The 19,575-nt window shown below is 60.2% G+C and carries 16 protein-coding genes; 8 read left to right on the forward strand and 8 right to left on the reverse strand.

The window, feature by feature from the left end; all coding sequences use genetic code 11:
* The first annotated feature begins 19 nt into the window (after positions 1–19).
* Positions 20–703: a lipoyl(octanoyl) transferase LipB gene (gene lipB, locus GMO_RS06135; protein WP_008851448.1), complete on the forward strand. Its 684-nt coding sequence runs from the start codon at positions 20–22 to the stop codon at positions 701–703.
* Here lipB and GMO_RS06140 read toward each other — a convergent pair.
* Both GMO_RS06140 and GMO_RS06145 read right to left on the reverse strand, forming a co-directional pair.
* On the reverse strand, positions 684–1,280 hold the full coding sequence (locus GMO_RS06140; protein WP_008851449.1) for a LolA family protein: 597 nt from the start codon (positions 1,278–1,280) through the stop codon (positions 684–686). The genes lipB and GMO_RS06140 overlap by 20 nt on opposite strands.
* Positions 1,277–1,567, reverse strand: coding sequence for a BolA family protein (locus GMO_RS06145; protein ID WP_008851450.1), 291 nt, complete (start codon positions 1,565–1,567; stop codon positions 1,277–1,279). Before GMO_RS06145 ends, GMO_RS06140 begins: the two co-directional genes overlap by 4 nt.
* A gap of 66 nt (positions 1,568–1,633) precedes the next feature.
* Here GMO_RS06145 and GMO_RS06150 point away from each other — a divergent pair, with 66 nt between their 5' ends.
* The 3 genes from GMO_RS06150 (at position 1,634) to GMO_RS06160 (ending at position 5,236) form a co-directional block, all read left to right on the forward strand.
* Positions 1,634–2,248: a J domain-containing protein gene (locus GMO_RS06150; protein ID WP_008851451.1), complete on the forward strand. Its 615-nt coding sequence runs from the start codon at positions 1,634–1,636 to the stop codon at positions 2,246–2,248.
* An 81-nt stretch (positions 2,249–2,329) separates the two neighbouring features.
* Positions 2,330–3,349, forward strand: coding sequence for a cobaltochelatase subunit CobS (gene cobS, locus GMO_RS06155; RefSeq protein WP_008851452.1), 1,020 nt, complete (start codon positions 2,330–2,332; stop codon positions 3,347–3,349).
* 6 nt (positions 3,350–3,355) lie between these two features.
* Positions 3,356–5,236 carry a cobaltochelatase CobT-related protein gene (locus GMO_RS06160; RefSeq protein WP_008851453.1) on the forward strand — a complete coding sequence of 627 codons (1,881 nt, stop codon included), beginning with the start codon at positions 3,356–3,358 and terminating at the stop codon, positions 5,234–5,236.
* On the opposite strand, the gene GMO_RS06165 is transcribed toward GMO_RS06160, so the two are convergent.
* The gene (locus GMO_RS06165) at positions 5,193–6,617 is read right to left on the reverse strand and encodes a pyridoxal phosphate-dependent decarboxylase family protein (protein WP_040508513.1); all 1,425 of its coding nucleotides are present in this window, start codon (positions 6,615–6,617) and stop codon (positions 5,193–5,195) included. The genes GMO_RS06160 and GMO_RS06165 overlap by 44 nt on opposite strands.
* A 69-nt stretch (positions 6,618–6,686) precedes the next feature.
* Positions 6,687–7,508 (reverse strand): DUF1217 domain-containing protein, encoded by an 822-nt coding sequence (locus GMO_RS06170; protein WP_008851455.1) that lies wholly within the window; start codon positions 7,506–7,508, stop codon positions 6,687–6,689.
* Positions 7,509–7,645: 137 nt separating this feature from the next.
* Here GMO_RS06170 and GMO_RS06175 point away from each other — a divergent pair, with 137 nt between their 5' ends.
* Positions 7,646–8,521 (forward strand): hypothetical protein, encoded by an 876-nt coding sequence (locus tag GMO_RS06175; RefSeq protein WP_008851456.1) that lies wholly within the window; start codon positions 7,646–7,648, stop codon positions 8,519–8,521.
* A gap of 33 nt (positions 8,522–8,554) precedes the next feature.
* On the opposite strand, the gene mfd is transcribed toward GMO_RS06175, so the two are convergent.
* Complete coding sequence (gene mfd / locus GMO_RS06180) at positions 8,555–12,055, reverse strand: transcription-repair coupling factor (protein ID WP_008851457.1); 3,501 nt, start codon at positions 12,053–12,055, stop codon at positions 8,555–8,557.
* 80 nt (positions 12,056–12,135) lie between these two features.
* On the opposite strand from mfd, the gene recG reads away from it, so the two are divergent.
* Both recG and GMO_RS06190 read left to right on the forward strand, forming a co-directional pair.
* On the forward strand, positions 12,136–14,238 hold the full coding sequence (recG, locus tag GMO_RS06185; RefSeq protein ID WP_008851458.1) for an ATP-dependent DNA helicase RecG: 2,103 nt from the start codon (positions 12,136–12,138) through the stop codon (positions 14,236–14,238).
* Positions 14,239–14,315: 77 nt separating this feature from the next.
* On the forward strand, positions 14,316–16,013 hold the full coding sequence (locus GMO_RS06190; RefSeq protein ID WP_008851459.1) for a putative bifunctional diguanylate cyclase/phosphodiesterase: 1,698 nt from the start codon (positions 14,316–14,318) through the stop codon (positions 16,011–16,013).
* Between the two features lie 67 nt (positions 16,014–16,080).
* Here GMO_RS06190 and GMO_RS06195 read toward each other — a convergent pair whose 3' ends face one another.
* Positions 16,081–17,079 (reverse strand): lipid A deacylase LpxR family protein, encoded by a 999-nt coding sequence (locus GMO_RS06195; RefSeq protein WP_040508379.1) that lies wholly within the window; start codon positions 17,077–17,079, stop codon positions 16,081–16,083.
* 272 nt (positions 17,080–17,351) lie between these two features.
* Between GMO_RS06195 and GMO_RS14850 the strand changes: the two genes are divergently transcribed.
* Positions 17,352–18,047, forward strand: a complete 696-nt coding sequence (locus GMO_RS14850; protein WP_040508380.1) for a cold-shock protein — start codon at positions 17,352–17,354, stop codon at positions 18,045–18,047.
* A gap of 120 nt (positions 18,048–18,167) precedes the next feature.
* Here GMO_RS14850 and smpB read toward each other — a convergent pair whose 3' ends face one another.
* Together smpB and dapA are read right to left on the reverse strand one after the other, a co-directional pair.
* Positions 18,168–18,662, reverse strand: coding sequence for an SsrA-binding protein SmpB (gene smpB, locus GMO_RS06205; RefSeq protein WP_008851463.1), 495 nt, complete (start codon positions 18,660–18,662; stop codon positions 18,168–18,170).
* Positions 18,663–18,671: 9 nt separating this feature from the next.
* A complete protein-coding gene (gene dapA / locus GMO_RS06210; protein ID WP_008851464.1) occupies positions 18,672–19,562 on the reverse strand; it encodes a 4-hydroxy-tetrahydrodipicolinate synthase in 891 nt (296 codons plus the stop codon).
* Positions 19,563–19,575 lie beyond the last annotated feature (13 nt).

Genomic DNA, 19,575 nt, shown 5'->3' on the forward strand with positions numbered 1-19,575 from the left:
GATGCCTGAAACGAGAGCAATGACCGCTAGCGATATTTATGAAGAAATCTTCTGGAGGACATCCTCCGGCCTTACGCCCTACCCGGACGCTCTCACCTTCATGGCCGAACACAGCCGCCTAATCCGGCAGGAAGGCGCCGCGCCGCTCGTCTGGCTGGTCGAACATCCTCCCGTCTTCACGGCTGGAACGTCCGCCAGGGATGCCGATCTCTACAATCCGCATGGCTATCCCACCTATGAAGCCGGACGCGGTGGCCAATGGACCTATCATGGTCCCGGACAAAGGCTGGCCTATGTCCTGCTCGATCTGACACGTCAGAACGGAACTGTCCCGCCACGGGACCTGCGCGCCTATGTCAGGGCTCTGGAGTTATGGCTGATCGATACACTGGCATTACTGGGTATCGATGCCTTTACCTGTGAAGGACGCATCGGTGTCTGGGCAATGGATCCCCTGACCAGTCAGGAAGCCAAGATTGCCGCGCTTGGTATCCGGATCAGCCGCTGGGTGAGCTGGCATGGAGTTTCCGTGAATGTCGACCCCGATCTTGAGGATTTTGACGGCATTGTTCCCTGTGGAATCCGGGATTTCGGCGTGACGAGCCTTCGCCGCTTTGATGCTGCCCTCGGTATGCCAGAGCTGGACGAGGCTCTGGCAAAAGCTTGGCCAGCGCGGTTTGGTACTACCCCCCGGGTGGCGTGAAAACCGTCGGGTCGATCCTGACACCTTCCTGTACGTCGGAGAGGCTGACACTGAAATGATGCTGGCGGGCATCAACGCCTTCCAGTCCGATCAGCCCGAGGCGACCGTTCATATCGGAAAACTGGATTGTCAGAAGGCCCTGTGAAGGATTGTCGGCTTCCGCCACGGATATCTGGAGAGAACCGTCTCCATGACGAACATCCGTGACCTGGATGCTCCCGTTATCAAAACGAATCGGCTGATGGAGCAGCAGGCCAAGGGGATTCCGTTTCAGGGAAAGATGGGTCACTGCGCCCGAACCTGCATCATCCAGAACAAGATGTCCCTTTCCGGCCACCAGCTCCATGGGATGGGGAATGACGTAATCTAGTCTGAGATGCCCGGGACTATAGGAGAATCGTCCCTCACTCTGCCCGGCATCCGGACCGTTCTGGATAAAAGCGGCCCGCATGCCGCCTATTCCATTCAGATATGTCTCGATGCGATGGACGTCCTGCTGCTGCCCTGCGGACATGCGGTCATATCCACTTGTCGCGCATCCCGAGAGCAACAGGAGCGCACAGAAAGCACGCTTCATGGGGTCTTTTCTCCATGCAGCACCAGCGACAGGGCATGAAGCCCGGTTCGGAATTCCCCGGCAAGCAGATCATTGACGAGGCGATGCCGGGCGATCCGGCTGAGACCATCGAATTTTGCGCTCGTGATGGCGATGTTGAAATGCGTCTCTCCCTCCGCTCCTAGCGCTCTGGCACCGGCATGATGGGCATGACGGGCGCTGTCATCCTGAATCTCGATCCGGCTCGGATGCAGTTCCCTTTCAAGAAGCGCCGCAATTCGGTTTCGCCGTGTACCAGTATCAGTCACGATAAATAATCCATCCAGAAATTGCCCGCTTGCATCGGGCCCGTGTCATTGCCCATATCAGACACCATGCAGCGCAAATCTACCAGACACCGGGCATTCGATCCCGATCCAGAGGCGCCGGATCAGGTGTGTGACCATCCGGGCTGCACCGAGCAGGCAGGCTATCGCGCGCCCCGCGGACGCGAGGCCCTGCGGACCTATTTCTGGTTCTGCCTTCACCATGTGCGCGAATATAATGCGCGCTGGGATTATTACCGCGGCATGACCCCGGGCCAGATCGAGGCGCATCTCCGGGCGGATGTCTCATGGCAACGTCCGTCCTGGAAACTGGGGACAGGCAGCGCACAGAAGGCCGAGTTCAACGAGGAGGATATTCTCGATCCGCTCGATATCCTTGGAAACACACGCCGCAGCCGCGCCCAGCGTGCACAGGATGCTGCCCGCCAGCGTGCCGCCGGCAGTGAAATACCCGAGCAGCTGCGTCAGCCCCTCGCCACGCTGGACCTGACATGGCCAGTCTCCTTTGACGATGTGAAAAGCCGGTATCGGGCGCTGGCCCGCCGCCATCATCCCGACGCCAACCAGAACGACGATGGTGCCGAAGAGCGTTTCAAATCCATCGGAGCGGCTTATGCTGTTCTCAAAGTCCACTTTACCCGTCAGGATGACTTCGTTTCCTGATTTCCAGACTGGAAGCCGGACGCTCAAGGCTCCATCTCGAATGGTATCTTCCGCCCCTCCCAATGAAAGTCCCTCTCAATCATGAGTGATGATTTCGCGACGATCGACGCCCCGGAAACCGTAACAACCGCCGAGAACGAAACCGTTCCGACCAGCGTTCTCGGCGCCCCGGACCTTGTGGTCTCGTCCCGCGAGGTCTTTGGCATCAAAACCGACATGAAGGTGCCGGCCTTTTCCGTGCGGACCGAACACGTGCCGGACATCGATCCGGCCTACAAGTTCGATGAGGACACCACCCGCGCCATTCTTGCAGGTTTTGCATTCAACCGTCGCGTCATGGTGCAGGGTTTCCACGGAACGGGAAAATCCTCCCATATTGAGCAGATTGCCGCGCGCCTGAACTGGCCCTGCGTCCGCATCAATCTGGACAGCCACGTTTCGCGGATCGATCTGGTCGGCAAGGATGCGATTGTCCTGCGGGATGGGAAACAGATCACGGAATTCCGTGAAGGTCTGCTGCCTTGGTGCCTGCAGCATCCCTGCGCCCTGATTTTCGACGAATATGATGCGGGGCGGCCGGACGTGATGTTCGTCATCCAGCGCGTTCTGGAAGCCGAAGGGCACCTCACCCTGCTGGACCAGAACCGCGTCATCCGCCCCAACCCGTCTTTCCGCCTCTTTGCCACGGCCAATACCGTCGGGCTGGGCGACACCACGGGCCTCTATCACGGGACACAGCAGATCAACCAAGGTCAGATGGACCGCTGGAACATCGTCGCCACCCTGAACTATCTCCCGCTGGAACAGGAAGTCGGGATCGTCACATCCAGGCTGAAGATTGACCCGGACGATGCAGAAGGAACGAAACTGGTCGAGCGGATGGTCGCACTTGCCAACCTGACCCGCGCCGGTTTCATGGCGGGCGATATTTCCACGGTCATGTCTCCCCGTTCCGTCATCGCATGGGCAGAAAACAACCGCATCTTCAACGACGTGGCTTTCGCTTTCCGTCTGACGTTCCTGAACAAATGTGATGAGGCCGAACGGGGGATCGTCGCCGAGTATTACCAGCGCTGTTTCAACGTTTCTCCCCTGGAGTAAAAAGCCGTGACTGCGCACAAGAACGGCCTTCCTGACGAAAACCGACAGGAAGGCTTCCGCCGCGCCACGATCGCGACCCTCCGCGCCATGGGCGGCGTTCCTGAACAGGACGTGGATTTTCAGGGCGCCGTCAACGGCAACAGGCCTCCTGCCCCGCCGTCCCCCGATGCCGTACAGCTTCCCTACCTCTCTCGGAACATGCACGACCGGGAAATCCAGAAAGTGCGCGGCGCGGCGGATGCTGCCGCCCTGCGGTTGCGCTACCACAAAGATGCAACCGCTGCCGCGCCCCCGGAACCGGAAGCACAGCAGGCCTTCGATGCAATCGAACAGGCGCGGTGCGAAATTTATGGCTCCCGCCATATGGCGGGCGTGCGGGCCAATCTGGACCAGCGCGTTATCCAGCGCTGTGCGGAACTCGGCACCAACCGGATGCACGTGCGCGAAGACATGCCGCCTGCCCTTGCTCTGGATCTTCTGGCCCGGGAAGCCATGTCCAGTGAACCGGCCCCTCCGCAGGCCGGTGAGGCCCTGAAGGCTTGGCGCACCTCCCTGTCGCCGGCCGCGCAGAACGCATTGGAGGACATGGCCCGGACACAAAATGACCAGACAGCTTTCGCCCGTGCTTGCACATCTCTGCTCGGCGCCTGCCAGCTTACGGAGATGGCAGATGAAACGGAGCAGAAAGCTCCGTCCGAAGAGCAGTCAGACAATGACGAGCAGGCAGAAGCCGACAGCGAACCTGCCGCACAGACAGGAGAGGAAGAAGCACCGGCGCCACAGGAGGAAGACAACGAAGAGGGTTATCAGCCCGAAAGCGGTGAAACCGATCAGTCAGGTGAAAGCGAAACTTCCGAATCGCTGGATACGCCGGAAACGGGTTCGGAAGAGGCGGCCGGCCCCTCCGACCAGTCGCCAGACAGCGCACCGACCTCCGATGCCGCGCCACTCTACAAGGCTTACACGACGGAATTTGATGAAGTCGTCAATGCGGCTGATCTCTGCGACCCCGAAGAGCTGGACCGTCTCCGGCAGCAGCTGGACCAGCAGATGACTCAGCTTCACGGGGTGGTTTCCCGTCTGGCCCACCGCCTGCAGCGGCGCCTGATGGCGCAGCAGCAGCGACGCTGGCAGTTCGATCAGGAGGAAGGCATCCTTGATGCCGCGCGTCTGTCGCGCGTTGTCACCAATCCGACCATTCCCCTTTCCTTCAAGCATGAATGTGCGATGGAGTTCCGCGATACGGTCGTAACCCTTCTGATCGACAATTCCGGCTCCATGCGGGGACGTCCGATTGGAACCGCTGCCATCTGCGGAGATATTCTGGCGCGGACACTGGAACGCTGTGGGGTGAAAGTGGAAGTTCTGGGTTTTACGACCCGGCAGTGGAAAGGGGGACAGAGCCGTGCACGCTGGACTGAGGCTGGCAAGCCACCAGGGCCGGGGCGCCTGAACGATCTGCGGCACATCATCTACAAGGATGCCGATGCGCCAATGCGCCGGGCCCGGCGCAATCTGGGCCTGATGCTGCGAGACGGACTTCTGAAGGAAAACATCGATGGCGAGGCGCTTCTGTGGGCCTGGAAACGGCTTCAGAAGCGGCCGGAACACCGCCATATCCTCATGGTCATTTCAGATGGCGCGCCGGTAGATGACAGCACGTTTTCCGCCAATGCGCACAACTATCTGGAAGATCACCTGCGTCAGATTATCGCCATGATTGAAAACGACCGGAAGACAGAACTTCTGGCCATCGGCATCGGACATGACGTTACGCGCTATTATCGTAACAGCGTCACGATCAGTTCCGTTGAGGATCTGGGCGGAACCATGATGGCACAGCTCAGCGAACTGTTCCGTCCAGCCGGCGCGCCGCGAAGTCGATGACCGCATCCAGCATCCTGTCCACGTGAACGGTCTCCGTGCGGTGATTGACAATCGCCGCACGGATGGCGAGGCGACCGTTGATCCGGGTCGTTGACGGCGCGGCAATCCCGCTTTCATGCAGATCCTGCACCAGCTCCGAAGTCTCCGTATCCGAAAGCCCCTCGACGCCGAAGCAGACGATGTTAAGCGTCACCGGCGCTAGAAGCACCAGTCCCTGCGTCTCTGTCACACGCTGAGCCAGATGGCGGGCAATAGCACAACAGCCTTCCACCATTTCTCCTAGACGATCCGCACCATAATGACCGAGTGTCATCCAGACCTTCAGCGCCCTGAAGCCACGTGAAAGATCCGGCCCGAAGTCACAGAACCATGGCGCATCACTGGCGAGACCACGCTTTTCACGTGTCAGGTAATCAAGGGACTGGGCAAAAGCGGCGGCGTGAAGCGTACGATCCCGTACCAGCACACAGCCCGCATCGTATGGCACCTGTGCCCACTTGTGAAAATCAAACGCCAGACTGTCCGCGTTTTCTATTCCGGCCAATCGAGGCCGGAAACGTGGCGACAGGCAGGCCAGCGCGCCAAACGCCGCATCCACATGGAACCAGAGGCCGAAATCCCGGGCCGTCTTTTCAATCGCCGCAAGATCATCGATGGCCCCACAATCCACCGTACCGGCTGTGGCTGCGACCATGAACGGCGTCAATCCGGCTTTCAGATCAGTCTCGATCATGCTGCGCAGTGCAGCGACATCCATCCTGTGATCCGCATCGACCGGAACACGGCGCAGGGCATTGCTGCCAAAACCCGCCATGTCGAATGCACGCGGCAGACAACCGTGAGCCGTTGTCGCGGCATACCCTACCATGGTCTGATTTCCCACGCCTTCCTGCCGAAGAGCCGGATCATGTGCACGGCTGGCTGTAATGACGCCGATGAAATTCGCCATGGAAGAGCCGGTTACCAGAACGCCCGAACCATTCTCCGGCATCCCGACCATCTGAAGCGCCCAGCGAATGACATTACGCTCCACCTCGTTGGCGGCGTGGCTTCGGCCACCACAGTTTGCGTTCAGTCCACCAGCCAGCATCTCCGCCAGCATACCCACGGGCGTTCCCGCACCATGCACCCACCCCATGAAACAAGGGTGCGTATTGCCGTTGCCATAGGGTACGACATTCTCGGAAAAGCTGCTGTAGAGCGCTTCAAGACTCTGCCCATCTGCAGGCAGATCCTGTCTCAGAGCATCCCTGGCCTCCTGCGGCATGGGGCGCCAGACAGGTCCCTGCCCCATTGTCTCCATACGGTCGAAGACCTCATCCAGCATCCGGTGACCCATTGCACGGATACCGCTCCAGTCTTTGGGATCGAGCCCGGCCATGGAAAAATTCCCTTCATCCAGAAATCCGTCACAGGCTGCGATACAGACCACGGACGCGGATGTCACGCACTACAGCAGGGCGGAATAAAGGGGATTCGTATTGTCCGATGAGGTGTTACCCGTAAAAAGCGAGAGAATGCTTGTGGAAGACCCACCTCCTCCATAGAGCGTCATCATGCTGGCTGGCGTACTGGATGTCTGGGGATGAACCTGCAACAGCGCCAGATACTGTTCAGCCATTTTCTGGACACCCTGCGTTGTCTTGAGTCTGGACATATCCATTTTCGATCCCAGTAGCCGGACCTGCTGATCGTAATCCAGCGCGCCGAACTGGGTGGTGTCGAACCCGCTCACGACCTCGGCTACCCTGAGCAGTTTGGGATCGGCCATGATGCCGGCGAGCGTCGTATCCGAAGTAACGGTCCGCGTGAAATAGAGGGCATCCCCCAGCCCCGGCGTTTCGGTCTGGACACTGTTTTCATAGCTGCTGGTCAGATAGCCCTGCGCGATACTGTCGACCGTTTCGGACGAGGAAAAGGGCGATGTGGACCAGTCGGAAAATGCCTTGGCGAAAGCCTGCCAGGACGTATTGCCGCTTGTTTTTGCCAGCGAGGTCGAAGAGGTCGGGTCCTGCGTCATGAGCTGTTTAAGGACCGCTGTCTGACTGATGGCCGAAGACATGCCGTAGGCCCCGAGCACCACCGTCAGCGCCTTGTAGTTTTTCAGAAGCTGATCCGGCGTCGTGATGGACGATGCATCTTTCTGGAACGCGGCGACGGCCTGCTGGGAAGAAACGCTGGTCTTTTCCCAGCGGGTAACGGAAGACGTTTCGTCTTTCACGATCGAAAGATATTGCGGAACGGCAGGCATGGCGGAAATTGACGATGACATGCACGTTCTCCTGCACTGAAACCCTCTGCCTGTCTTAGGCGGAAAGTCCTAATGTTTTACTAACGCCCTTTTCAACCCGATGGCTCGCCAGCCTTTACCCGTTGTACACGAGCCATTCCGTTCCCAACTGGACGCCCATGATAGCCCGTATCCTCTGCCTCGCTGCGCTGGCCGCAACCCTTCCTCTTTCAGGCATCGCGCATGCGCGGGCCGATACGCTTTCACCGATCCCGGAGTCCTGCTTCACCTATACCCTCGCCAGCCCGCAGCCTTCGGCGCATGGACTGGCAGCCGGAGGCATGCACGCCACGCTGACAGGCACGGGGATTACGCTGGATGTTCATACTCTTTCCCTGAACGACCCACAGGGAAAGGTTGATGGTGACAGCCTGAGGCGTTTCAACGCCGCCGCAGCCTATGCAGCCCTGACGGCTTTCCGTGGCGGCAACAGCGGCGCCTGCCAGAACCGCTCCCTGACCACCGATGACGCCCATATCCACGGCGGCACACCTCAGGCGACCTGGACAGGCGTCACGCTCGCCCGGCCGGGCCATGACATGACCATTTCCCGCGCAACCATCGCAGCCGTGGAAACCACACCGGACCTGCGCCTGCGGGTCAGCGGTACCGGGGTCCACGATTCGAAACAGCCCCTTATTCCATCACAGGTGTCGGCGGATATGACCCTTCTGGGCAATGCAGCCGCTCTCAGGGAAATCGTCATCAACAGCGCACATGCCGTTTCCGGCAGCAGCGTTCTGGACGGGCATGGCACGATCGAGCCGGGCCCCAGTGCCGCGGCAACAAAAGCCGATGGACATCTTTCAGTCACGAATGTCAGTGATCTTCTGACCCGTCTTCGGGAGACGGCACCGAAAAAGGTCTATGTCGCCCTGTCCATCGCTCACCTCATGGGACGGCAGAACGGGAATGCCACGGAATGGGATCTGGGACTGGACAGCGGGGTCGCTACGGTCAACCGCGTTCCGCTGCCTATCTCCCTTCCCCATTAAACCTCCGGCGCCGGGTGACTGCGATCCGGCGCGTCAGTTCCCGGCTTCCACCTTGCGGACGAGCTTGCACAGGACGGTCGTGATCTTCTTCGCGTAGCCGATCCGGGTGGCGTTGGTCATCTCCCGGATAATGGCCAGCTTGTGGTCCGGCCGGATCTTCACGCCGGCCTCCTTCCTGCGCGTGGCCCAGTCGATCAGCCCGGCGGGGTTGCGGAAGCGATTCTTGCGGAACTGGAGCACCATGCCTTTCGGCCCGGTCTCCAGCCGTTCCACGCCCGCCTCACGGCACAGCCGCTTGATGATGACGACATCCAGCAGGTTCCCCACTTCCGGCGGCAGGGTGCCAAACCGGTCCACCAGTTCGGCACGCATCGCATCCACTTCCGCTTCCCCGTTCAGGGCAGCGATACGGCGATACAGCCCCAGCCGGACCGGCAGATCAGGAACATAGGCTTCAGGGATAAGAACTGGCAGCCCAAGGATGATGTTCGGGGTCCAGCTGTCTTCCTCTTCGGTCTGACGGCCCTTTTCACGGCGCATTTCGATGACCGCGTCTTCCAGCATCTGCTGGTACAGCTCGATCCCGACTTCCTTGATATGGCCGGACTGCTCGTCTCCCAGCAGGTTGCCCGCACCGCGCAGGTCCAGATCATGGGAGGCCAGCGTAAAGCCCGCACCCAGCGAATCGAGCGTCTGCATGATTTCCAGCCGCTTCTGGGAAGCCGCGGAAAGCGAACGGGACTGCGGCCAAGTCAAATAGGCGTAACCGCGCTGTTTGCCACGTCCCACACGGCCACGAAGCTGATAGAGCTGTCCCAGACCGAACATGTCCGCACGATGGATGATGATCGTGTTCACGCTCGGCATATCGAGACCGCTCTCCACGATGTTCGTGGACAGGAGGATGTCATACCGGCCATCCGCAAACTCGGTCATGACGCGTTCGAGTTCCGTTGGCGTCAGACGGCCATGCGCCTGCACCACCTTCGCATCCGGCACGATTTCGCCCAGGCGCTCGGCCATGCGGTCCAGATCCGCAAGACGCGGCAGGACGCAGAAGACCTGCCCGCCCCGGAAACGTTCACGCTGGATCGCCTCGCGAATCATTACGCTGTCGAACGGCGTGATGAATGTCCGCACGGCCAGACGGTCGGTCGGCGGGGTCGCGATCAGACTCATTTCCCGCACGCCGGAGAGTGAAAGCTGAAGCGTACGAGGCAGCGGCGTGGCGGAAAGCGTTAGAACATGCACGTCTTCACGCAAAGCCTTGAGCTTCTCCTTGTGGGAAACGCCAAAATGCTGCTCCTCATCGATGATGAGCAGCCCGAGACGGTTGAAGGAGACGGATTTCGCTAGCAGGGCATGCGTCCCGATCACGATGTCGATCGTTCCTTCCGCCAGTCCCTCGCGCACTTTTGTGGCTTCCTTCGGCGTCACGAGACGCGAGAGCTGCGCGACTTTCACCGGCAGTCCCTCGAACCGCGTTGCGAAACTGCGGAAATGCTGACGGGCCAGCAGTGTTGTCGGCACGACGACCGCGACCTGCATTCCGGACAGCGCCGCCACGAAGGCCGCACGCAGGGCAACTTCCGTCTTGCCAAAACCGACATCGCCACACACCAGACGGTCCATCGGTCGACCGGCGCTCATATCCTCCAGCACGTCCGCGATGGCGCGGGACTGGTCTTCCGTCTCCACGAATGGGAAACGGGCGCAGAATTCATCCCAGAGGCCCTCGGCGGGTGCGAGGGTCGGCGCATCTTTCAGTGCCCGGGCGGCAGCCGTGCGGATCAGTTCACCCGCCATGACGCGGATGCGGGACTTCATCTTCGCCTTGCGGGCCTGCCAGGCTGTTCCACCCAGCTTGTCGAGCTGAACGCCCGCCTGCTCCGAACCAAAACGGCTCAGAAGTTCGATATTCTCAACCGGCAGGAGAAGACGCTGCTCTCCGTCATAGAGAATCGACAGGTAATCGTGGGCAACGCGTCCTTCCGTCACCGTCTCCAGCCCGACGTAACGCCCGATCCCATAATCCTGATGCACGACCAGATCACCATCCGCGATCTCGCCAACCTGCGAGATAAATTGCTCTCCGCGCTTGCGGCGGCGTGGCGGCCGGGAGATCCGCTCGCCCAGAAGATCCTGCTCGGACACAAAGGCCAGACGGTCAGAGGCAAAGCCACGCTCCAGCCCCAGAACCAGCAGCCCGACCACGCCGCGCTTCATGCCCGCTGCGGACGGCCAGTCATCATAAAGCGCCACAGGTACGCCATGTTCCTGAAGCAGGTGGGAAATACGCTCCCGCGAGCCGCGGCTCCAGGCCGTGACATAGGTCCGGCGTCCAGCCTCACCCCATTCGGCGACCCGCTTCCCGAACGCCTCGAACATGCCTTCGCGCGAACCGTCCCGCGCGCGCGCGAACAGTGCGCCGGGACGGAAACCGGCATCGATCCCCGCTGCCGTATCCGGCTTTGCAAACGGATTGAGCAGGACGGACGGCACATCGCGCAGCATTCCGTCCCAGCCATGCCGGTCCAGATAGAGGCGATGCGGCGGCAGGGGGCGATAAGGCATCTCCCCTTCCCGTGTGGGGGCCCGGCGCGCCTCGTAATGATCGGCGATCATGTCCAGCCGGGATTTCAGGATCTCCGGGGCATGCTGATCGAAGCTGATTGCCGCTCCGGGCAGGTAGTCCAGCAGCGTTTCCATCTGATGGCCATCACCATCGTGGAAAAGCGGCAAATAATGTTCCAGACCGGGGTAACGGCGGCCATCCGAGACGTTCTCGTAGATCGTGTCGGACGTAGCGGCAGCCCCGAACGCATCGCGCCAACCCGTGCGGAAACGGCTGATGCTGTCAGGTCCGAGGGAAAATTCCGAGACGGGTCGCAATTCGAAACGGGCCAGCTTCTCAGTGGAACGCTGGGTGCCGACATCGAAAGCCCGGATGTTCTCGACCTCGTCCCCGAAGAGGTCGAGGCGGATCGGATCGCTCGCGCCTGCCGGGAAAAGATCGAAAATCCCGCCCCGCGTTGCGAATTCCCCGGCTTCCATGACCGTATCGGTGCGGGTGTAACCATTGGCGACCAGAAGATCGATCAGCATGGCCGGATCAAGCGATTCGCCCGCCTTGATACTCAGGGACTGCCCCTTGAAGGCAGAGCGCGGCGGCACCCGCTGCATCAGGCTGTGTACTGTGGTCAGCACGACCCGGCGCGCGCGCGTGAGCTCCAGCAGGCGGCAGAGCGTCCCGACCCGCTCCGCCACAATGACCGGATTGGGAGAAACGCGATCATAAGGCAGACAGTCCCAGGCCGGCAGCTTCAGGACTTCGACTTCCGGCATGAGATAGGCCAGCATGTCCGCCAGCCCCGCCACCGCCGCATCATCCCGCGCCACATGCAACAGCGGGCCGTCATGTTCGGCCAGACGCTGACGCAGGAGCAGCGCGACACTGCCGTCAGGGACACCCCAGACTGTGGGGCCGAAGGAAGACGCGGACGTCTCGCGGGTCATGGTTTCGTTTTGTTCCATCCTGCCAATGCCCTATACCTGCCGTTCCTGACCCTGTCAGCCACCCTATCAGACATGAGGAGCGCGGGAGCACCCCTGCAATGCCATCCGAACTGCCCTCTCACGATCTTCTGTCCCCCCTTTTCGCCCCCCTGACCACCCTGCCCGGTATCGGTCCCCGCCATGCCGGTCTGCTTCAGAAAATCGCGGGCGGAAAGCGTATCGTGGATCTGCTGTTCACGTTGCCCGAACGGATCGTTGACCGCCGTATTCTGCGCACTGTCGCGGAAGGACACAATCTTGCACCCGGTGAAATTCTCACCTGCCGGGTCCGTGTCCTGTCCATTCGGAAAGCGGCCCGGCCAGGCCAGCCTTCCGTCATCCGTACGGAAGATGACACCGGCACGCTCGATCTGGTATTTTTCCAGCAGCGCAATATGCCGGCACCCATCGTGGGTGCCGATCTTCTCGTTTCCGGCAAGACGGGTTGGTTTCAGGGAAGCCTGACCATGCCGCAGCCTGACCATGTCATGAACTGGAACCGGCGCGAGACCTTCCCCACACTTGAACCCGTCTGGCCCCTGACGGCAGGACTGTTTCCCTCAACCGTGCGCAAGGCCATGCGGGCCGCGCTCTCGCTTCTGCCCGACCTCCCGGAATGGCAGGATCATGCCCTCATGCAGAAACGGCGCTGGCCATCTTTCGGACAGGCCCTGCGCATCATGCAGTCTCCTGACATCATTCCGCCAAACATTGCCTGGGAACCCGTACGGGAACGGGCCCTGTCCCGTCTGGCGGCGGATGAGCTTCTGGCGGACCAACTCTGTTTCGGTCTCGCCCGTCTGAAGGCCCGCAGCCGGCCAGGACGCAGCTTTACCGGACCTGACAGTCTGCGCACGGAAATGCGCCACCGCTTCGGCCACACGCCCACCCCGGCCCAGTCGCATGCGATTGCGGAAATCTCCGCCGATCTTGCGGCACCAACGCCCATGGTGCGTCTGCTTCAGGGAGATGTCGGCGCAGGCAAGACCTTCGTGGCGATGAATGCCATGCTTCAGGTTGTGGAATCCGGAGCGCAGGCCGCACTGATGGCGCCGACGGAGATTCTGGCCCGGCAGCATTTCGAGACCATCTCTCGCCTCTGCCCCACGAAATGTGTCTATCTCAGCGGAACCGTGAAAGGCGCAGCCCGGCGTGACACGCTGGCCCGGATCGCGGATGGCTCCGCCAGGATTGTCATCGGGACGCACGCTCTGTTTCAGGAAGGCGTCACTTTTGCCGATTTGGGACTAGCTGTCATCGACGAGCAGCACCGATTCGGCGTCGAGCAGCGCATGAATCTCAGCAACAAGGGACAGGCAACGGACATTCTCGTCATGACCGCAACCCCGATTCCCCGCACGCTGCAACTGATGGAATGGGGCGAGATGAGCGTCAGTCGCCTCGACTCCAAACCGGCTGGACGGCAGCCCATCCGCACCACCCTGCATGGCATGGAGTCCCTACCCGACATTCTGGCCGCCATTACGCGCGCCCTGTCCAGAAACGTACAGGTCTTCTGGGTCTGCCCACTGATCGAGAATAGCGAGACGCAGGCAGCAGCCGCGGCAGAGGAACGATGGGCCATGCTGAGCGAACGCTTCGGCGAAATCGTGGGGCTGGCGCATGGCAAGCAGGACATTACCGTCCGCCAGGCTGCGCTGGACGCCTTCCGCGATGGACAGTTCCGCATTCTTGTTGCCACCACCGTGATCGAGGTTGGTGTGGACATTCCCAATGCGTCGATCATGGTGATCGAACAGGCCGAACGGTTTGGTCTGGCCCAGCTTCATCAGCTCCGCGGGCGCGTCGGGCGGGGCACACAGCAATCCTTCTGCCTGCTTCTGCATGACAGGGACGCCACACCGACGGCTGTCCGACGGCTCTCACTGTTACGCGATACAAATGATGGCTTTCTGATTGCGGACGAAGACTACAGAATCCGCGGCGGGGGTGATCTTGCTGGTAATCGGCAGTCCGGCCTACCCGGTCTCAGGCTTGCCCAAGGCCAAAGAATTAACATTTTGCTAACTTCCATGAAGCAGGATGCGGAACGGGAATTATCTCGCAATCCCGGACTTGAAGGCGTACGAGGTCATGCGTTGAAACAACTTCTTGCACTCTTTAATCGCACTGACACCGATAAACTTCTGATTTCAGGTTAGCCTTCCATCCGGTTCAGCCTGAGCACTTTTTCTTCAGGTATGTAAACTGTCATTTCAGTCAGGATCGGAAAGGCTTGATGCCGCTTATCAGTGATGACCAGAACGGCTTTCCGTCACAATCTAGGGAAACAGCCTGTTTGCTGGCGCTTCTCCGCCTTGCTGCAGGCAGCAGCGAATGCGATGTCGCAGCTATGGCAACCCGTGGTGCAAAAGGCCCGTTCCAGATCCGGCACAGCACCGGTTCAGTCCCAGCCGGCCTTATTACAAAAGACCTTCTCGAAAAACTTTCCGGTATTTCAGGCCCGACACTGCTGACAGCGCCCAATGGATGGAGCCTTGCAGCCCTTCTGTGCAGTCAAAAAACGTCACCTGGTGGAAAAGTCGCGCCTTATCCACCCGCCATGATGGTTCTGATCGCACGGCCGGGATGTCGTCCTCTGGACAAGACCTGCTTTCCGGTTCTGACAGACGTGGCATCCCTGATTTCAGTGTCTTCCGAGTTACCGCGAAGAAAAATTCCCTCCCTTCCGGACCGCAGCGACAGCCTGACCGCCCTGAAGGACCGGATCAGGCAAACGGACAGGCTTCCCCGTCGTGCGGTGTTCGGACTGATCAATCTGAAACTTGATCATCTCGCCCTGATGAACGAGCGATATGGCTGGGACACGGCCGATCTGGTGCTGGCGGAAATTACCCAGCGCATTCAGGACATTCTTCCCGAGGATGGCTTTCTCGGCCATATCGGTGGCGGTCATTTCATGGTCCTGACCCCCCCGGGCTTTACGGCCATCACCACCCGCACGCTGGTTCTCAGGATCCTCAGACTGTCAGCCCTTCCAGTCGAACTGGAGATGGGTGCCCTGCCCATTTCCCTTTCGGCAGGATGGAGCATGTATCCACAGGACGGCGGCAACGAGAACGCCCTGCTTCTGTCGGCAAAGGCTGCCCTGGCGGAAGCCGACCGGACGGGAGGGGGGCATGAACGCCGAACCAGCACGGAACTTGTCCGGCTGCACATGCTTTCATCCTCTCTTGAGCAGGATCTCCTGAAAGCGATCGACAGGGATGAACTGTTCCTGAAATGGATGCCCATCGTCGATACGGTCAGCCAGAAGATCATCGCTTATGAAGCGCTCCTGCGCTGGAACCGGCCCGGCCACGGAGAAGTCTCCCCGACGCTTTTCATCCAGCACGCTGAAAAGGCGGGCATGATTGAAGCGATCGATAAATGGAGCCTTCATCACGCCTGCCTGGCTGCTCTGGACTGGAAATCGTCCCTGCGTGTCTGCGTGAATGTCTCGCCGGTCTGGCTGGTCAATGAACGCCTGTCGGGTATTGTAGAGAAGGTTCTGCGGGAAACCGGAATCGCTCCCCACCGGCTTCAGATCGAACTGTCCGAACGGCGTCCATTCGGACCGGCGGATATCGCGTTCCGGGAACTGGCACGTGTCCGGGCGATGGGCGTCAAACTTGCGCTCGATGATTTCGGCGCTGGTTATTCCTCGCTTGAACGGCTGCAGATCTATCCGCTGGACCAGATCAAGCTGGACCGCGCTTTCATGGCGCAACTCGGAGAAAGCCCCCGCGCCGATGCAGTCATGACCAGTATCCTGAACCTGGCCCGTACGCTCAATCTGACCTGCTGCGCCAAGGGTGTGGAAACGGAGTTCCAGATGGCGTTTCTGGATACGTATGGCTGTGAGGAAGTTCAGGGCTATCTGTTTGGCGCGCCAGTCCGGGAGCAGGACATTCCGCTGCCAGTCACGGACAGATAAAAAAAGCCCGACCACCAAAAGGTGGCTGGGCCATCATGACAGATCCGGTCTTTCCTGACTAGCGCGATCAGAATTTCACGGACAGCTTGAGCGAGCCATAGTTGAACAGACCGGCTTTCTGGGTCTTGAATTCCGCCGTCTGCCAGTTCTGGCTGTAGGACAGGCGCACACCATGCCACATCACGGCGACACCGGCATGGATCTCGCCAACATCCCACATCTTGTCGACATGCGGCGAGTTTGCACGAAGGGTATTGCCCTGAAGAGTGGCGTCATAGGCAACAGCCTGCCCTTCCACACCGCCGTAAAAATACCAGGCCACGGGTCGGGTAGCCTTGAAGGCGTCCGTTCCATCCAGCCCCGGTCCGATCGTGGCGTTGCCGAAATCGCTGTTCAGCCCCTGACCGATCCGGAAGGTAGCCGCCGCATCCGCATAGGTGCGGTAGTCACCGGCGGCACCGGAGGCCGCAGGCAGGACATCCATCCCGATTCCATAAATCTTCGCAACCGGGAAACGCCAGATCCGGCCTGCCTGGATCTGGAAGATCGGCTGGTTGGCCAGCTGATGCGACCAGCCGGAGTTGGTCGTATCACCGATCGCGTTATGGAAGCCGTTCTGCACCTGACGTCCCAGACCGCCGGGCCCCATGATGCCGACCTGCATGCCCATGACTGTCCGGGAGTTGTCCTTGTCATTGATCAGGTTGACGGTTCCCAGCAGAAGACTCGAATACGGCCGGTCACCGATCGGCGGCGTTGCGTCCTGCGTGGCACGAGGCGTGTTGATGAGCTGCTGAACACCGATGCTGATGCGCTGGACACCGTCACCCATGAAAAGGTGACCGATATCGTCGATCGGCTTCGGCAGGGAGGTCGGAGACGTCCAGTTTATCCGCAGGCCGGACGTGTAATACTGGTCGGACGTACCCTTGAGTGTGGATACAGCGTCGTTCTCGCCCTGAACGGTCAGAATGCCGTACGGATCCTGTTCAGGAGTCGCGAACGCGGGGGAAACCATGGCCAGTACAGCAGTCATCCCGAAGGCAAAAGTCAGTCTGGTTCGCATGGGCACATCATTCCTGTCAGGGGCCGGACGGCAAGTATTCGGGCCCTGTATGTCATTTCCGGCCCCCGAAGCAAAGACTTCACCACCCCCTCCCCGATCTTAAAATCAGCGCGAGTTGTGTTTCAGCTACACTTTCGTTGTGGCAGAGCGGGAAAAAAGCGTGCTAGGCATTACATCAGGCGAGCGGCGGGATGCAGCTTTCCTAAACTTTTTGAATATACGTCATGGCGGGTTCATGTCCCTCCTGGCGCCCCAGTCTCGGGATTAGACCGTTGAGAAACAATAGAACCGACCGTAGCTTCAATTCACCTCGCCGCAGCGGGTTTGACGGGGACTACATGTCCCAGCCGTCTTATGGTGACCGTGGAGGCTTCGGCGGAGGCTACAACAGTGGTGGTGGCGCTCCGCGTCGCGGTGGCGGCGGTGGCGGCTTCGTCACAGCTTCCGGCCCAGAAATCAGCTCGCGCGTGAAGTGGTTCAACACGGAGAAGGGCTTTGGCTTCGTTGAACTCGCCGATGGCTCCGGAGACGTGTTCCTGCACGCCAACGCCCTGACGAATGCCGGCTACAACTCCGTCAATCCGGGTGCAACGGTCGTTGTCCGCATCGGACAGGGTCCGAAGGGCCGTCAGGTCGCAGAAGTGCTGTCCGTTGATGAAAGCACGGCGGAAGAGCCCCGTCCCCGCAGCCAGTTCGGCGCACAGCCGCGCTTCGGTGGCGGTGCACGTCCGGGCCGCCCTGCTCCGGATCTGTCCCAGGCAGAAGACATTCGTGGCACCGTCAAGTGGTACAATGCCACCAAGGGCTTCGGCTTCATCACGCCGGACAGCGGTGGCAAGGACATCTTCGTCCACGCATCCGCTCTGGAGCGTTCCCACCTTCAGTCTCTCGACGAAGGCCAGACCATCAACGTGAAGGTTGTGCAGGGCCAGAAGGGTCCGGAAGCCGCAGAAATCACGGCTGACTGATCTGTTTCAGCCCTTAACAGGCTGAACAAGAAAAACCGCCGCGGCAAAAGCTCGGCGGTTTTTTTATGCTCTTTCCCGGGAAATGGGTCGGGCCGGAAGACATCTCCCGACAAGAGACCGTCAGTAGTCCCTGCCACCACTCCGGACCAGACGTGCCTTTGAACGCTGCCAGTCCCGTTCCGCGATGGCGTGCCGCTTGTCTTCCTTCTTGCGCCCCTGCCCCAGACCCAGGGTAACTTTCGCGATGCCGCGGGCATTGAAATGGATATCCAGCGGAACCAAGCTCGCTCCGGAACGGGTTACGGCTCCTAGGTAATGGGCAATTTGCTTGCGATGCATCAGGAGCTTGCGGGGTGCGCGCGTGTCAAAGCGGGAAAGGACACCACCCTGATATTCAGGGATATAGGCATTGAACAGCCAGATTTCCCCGTCCCGTTCCCCGGCATAGGCTTCCGTAATAGTCGCCCGGCCCAGACGGAGGCTTTTGACCTCAGGCCCTTTCAGGACAATCCCGGCTTCAGTAGTTTCAAGAATCGTGTAGTTGAACCGGCCTTTACGGTTCTGGGCGGCAATCCCGTGGGAAATCATGCCGCTTTTCGTTTTCTTTCCAGCCATGGTGCAGGGTCAGTCCAGCAGATCGAGAGATTTCAGGGCCGAGTCGATCGCCTGCCGGGTTGCGTCCTGTGGCTCGACGAGCGGCAGACGTAGTGTCGGGTTACATAGGCCGAGTCGTGACATGGCATATTTCACAGGGCCCGGATTGCTCTCCATGAACATGGCATCGTGAAGCGGAGAGAGACGATCCTGAAGGGCAATGGCATCGCTGGTGCGCCCTTCCTGCCAGGCACAATGCAGATCCGCGGCAAGATGGGGCACGACATTCGAGGTCACGCCAATGCACCCGTCACCGCCTGCGGCCATGAACGAAAGAATCGTGTTGTCATCGCCGGAAAGCTGGTTGAACCGGTGCCCGACGGCCCGGCGGACCGCGATGGGACGTGCCATATTGGCCGTGGCATCCTTCGTGCCCACAATGTTCGGATGCCTAGCCAGACGCCCCATGGTCTGCGGGGAAATATCGACGACCGAGCGCCCCGGAATGCAGTACAGGTACATGGGAAGCGGAGTCGCATCCGCAATCGTCATGAAGTGGCGGTAAAGCCCTTCCTGCGTGGGTTTGTTGTAATAAGGCACAACCACCAGAAGGCTGTCGGCCCCGACGGAATGGGCATGTTTCGCCATGCCGACGGCTTCCGACGTACTGTTGGATCCCGCCCCGGCCATCACGCGCACGCGGCCATTGGACACCTCGACGCAGTGCGCCACGATCCGGCTGTGTTCCTCGTGGCTCAGGGTCGGGCTCTCGCCTGTCGTTCCCGCCGGAACGAGCCCTGTGGTCCCGCCTGCAATCTGACGTTCGATCAGTCTGGCCGCCGCGTCGTAATCAATCCGGCCATCTGTATGCAGTGGTGTGACCAGAGCCGTCAGTGACCCCTGATACATGCTGTCAGCCATTATTGCGCCTCTG

Source organism: Gluconobacter morbifer G707 (assembly GCF_000234355.1).
GTDB classification, from domain to species: Bacteria; Pseudomonadota; Alphaproteobacteria; order Acetobacterales; family Acetobacteraceae; genus Gluconobacter; species Gluconobacter morbifer.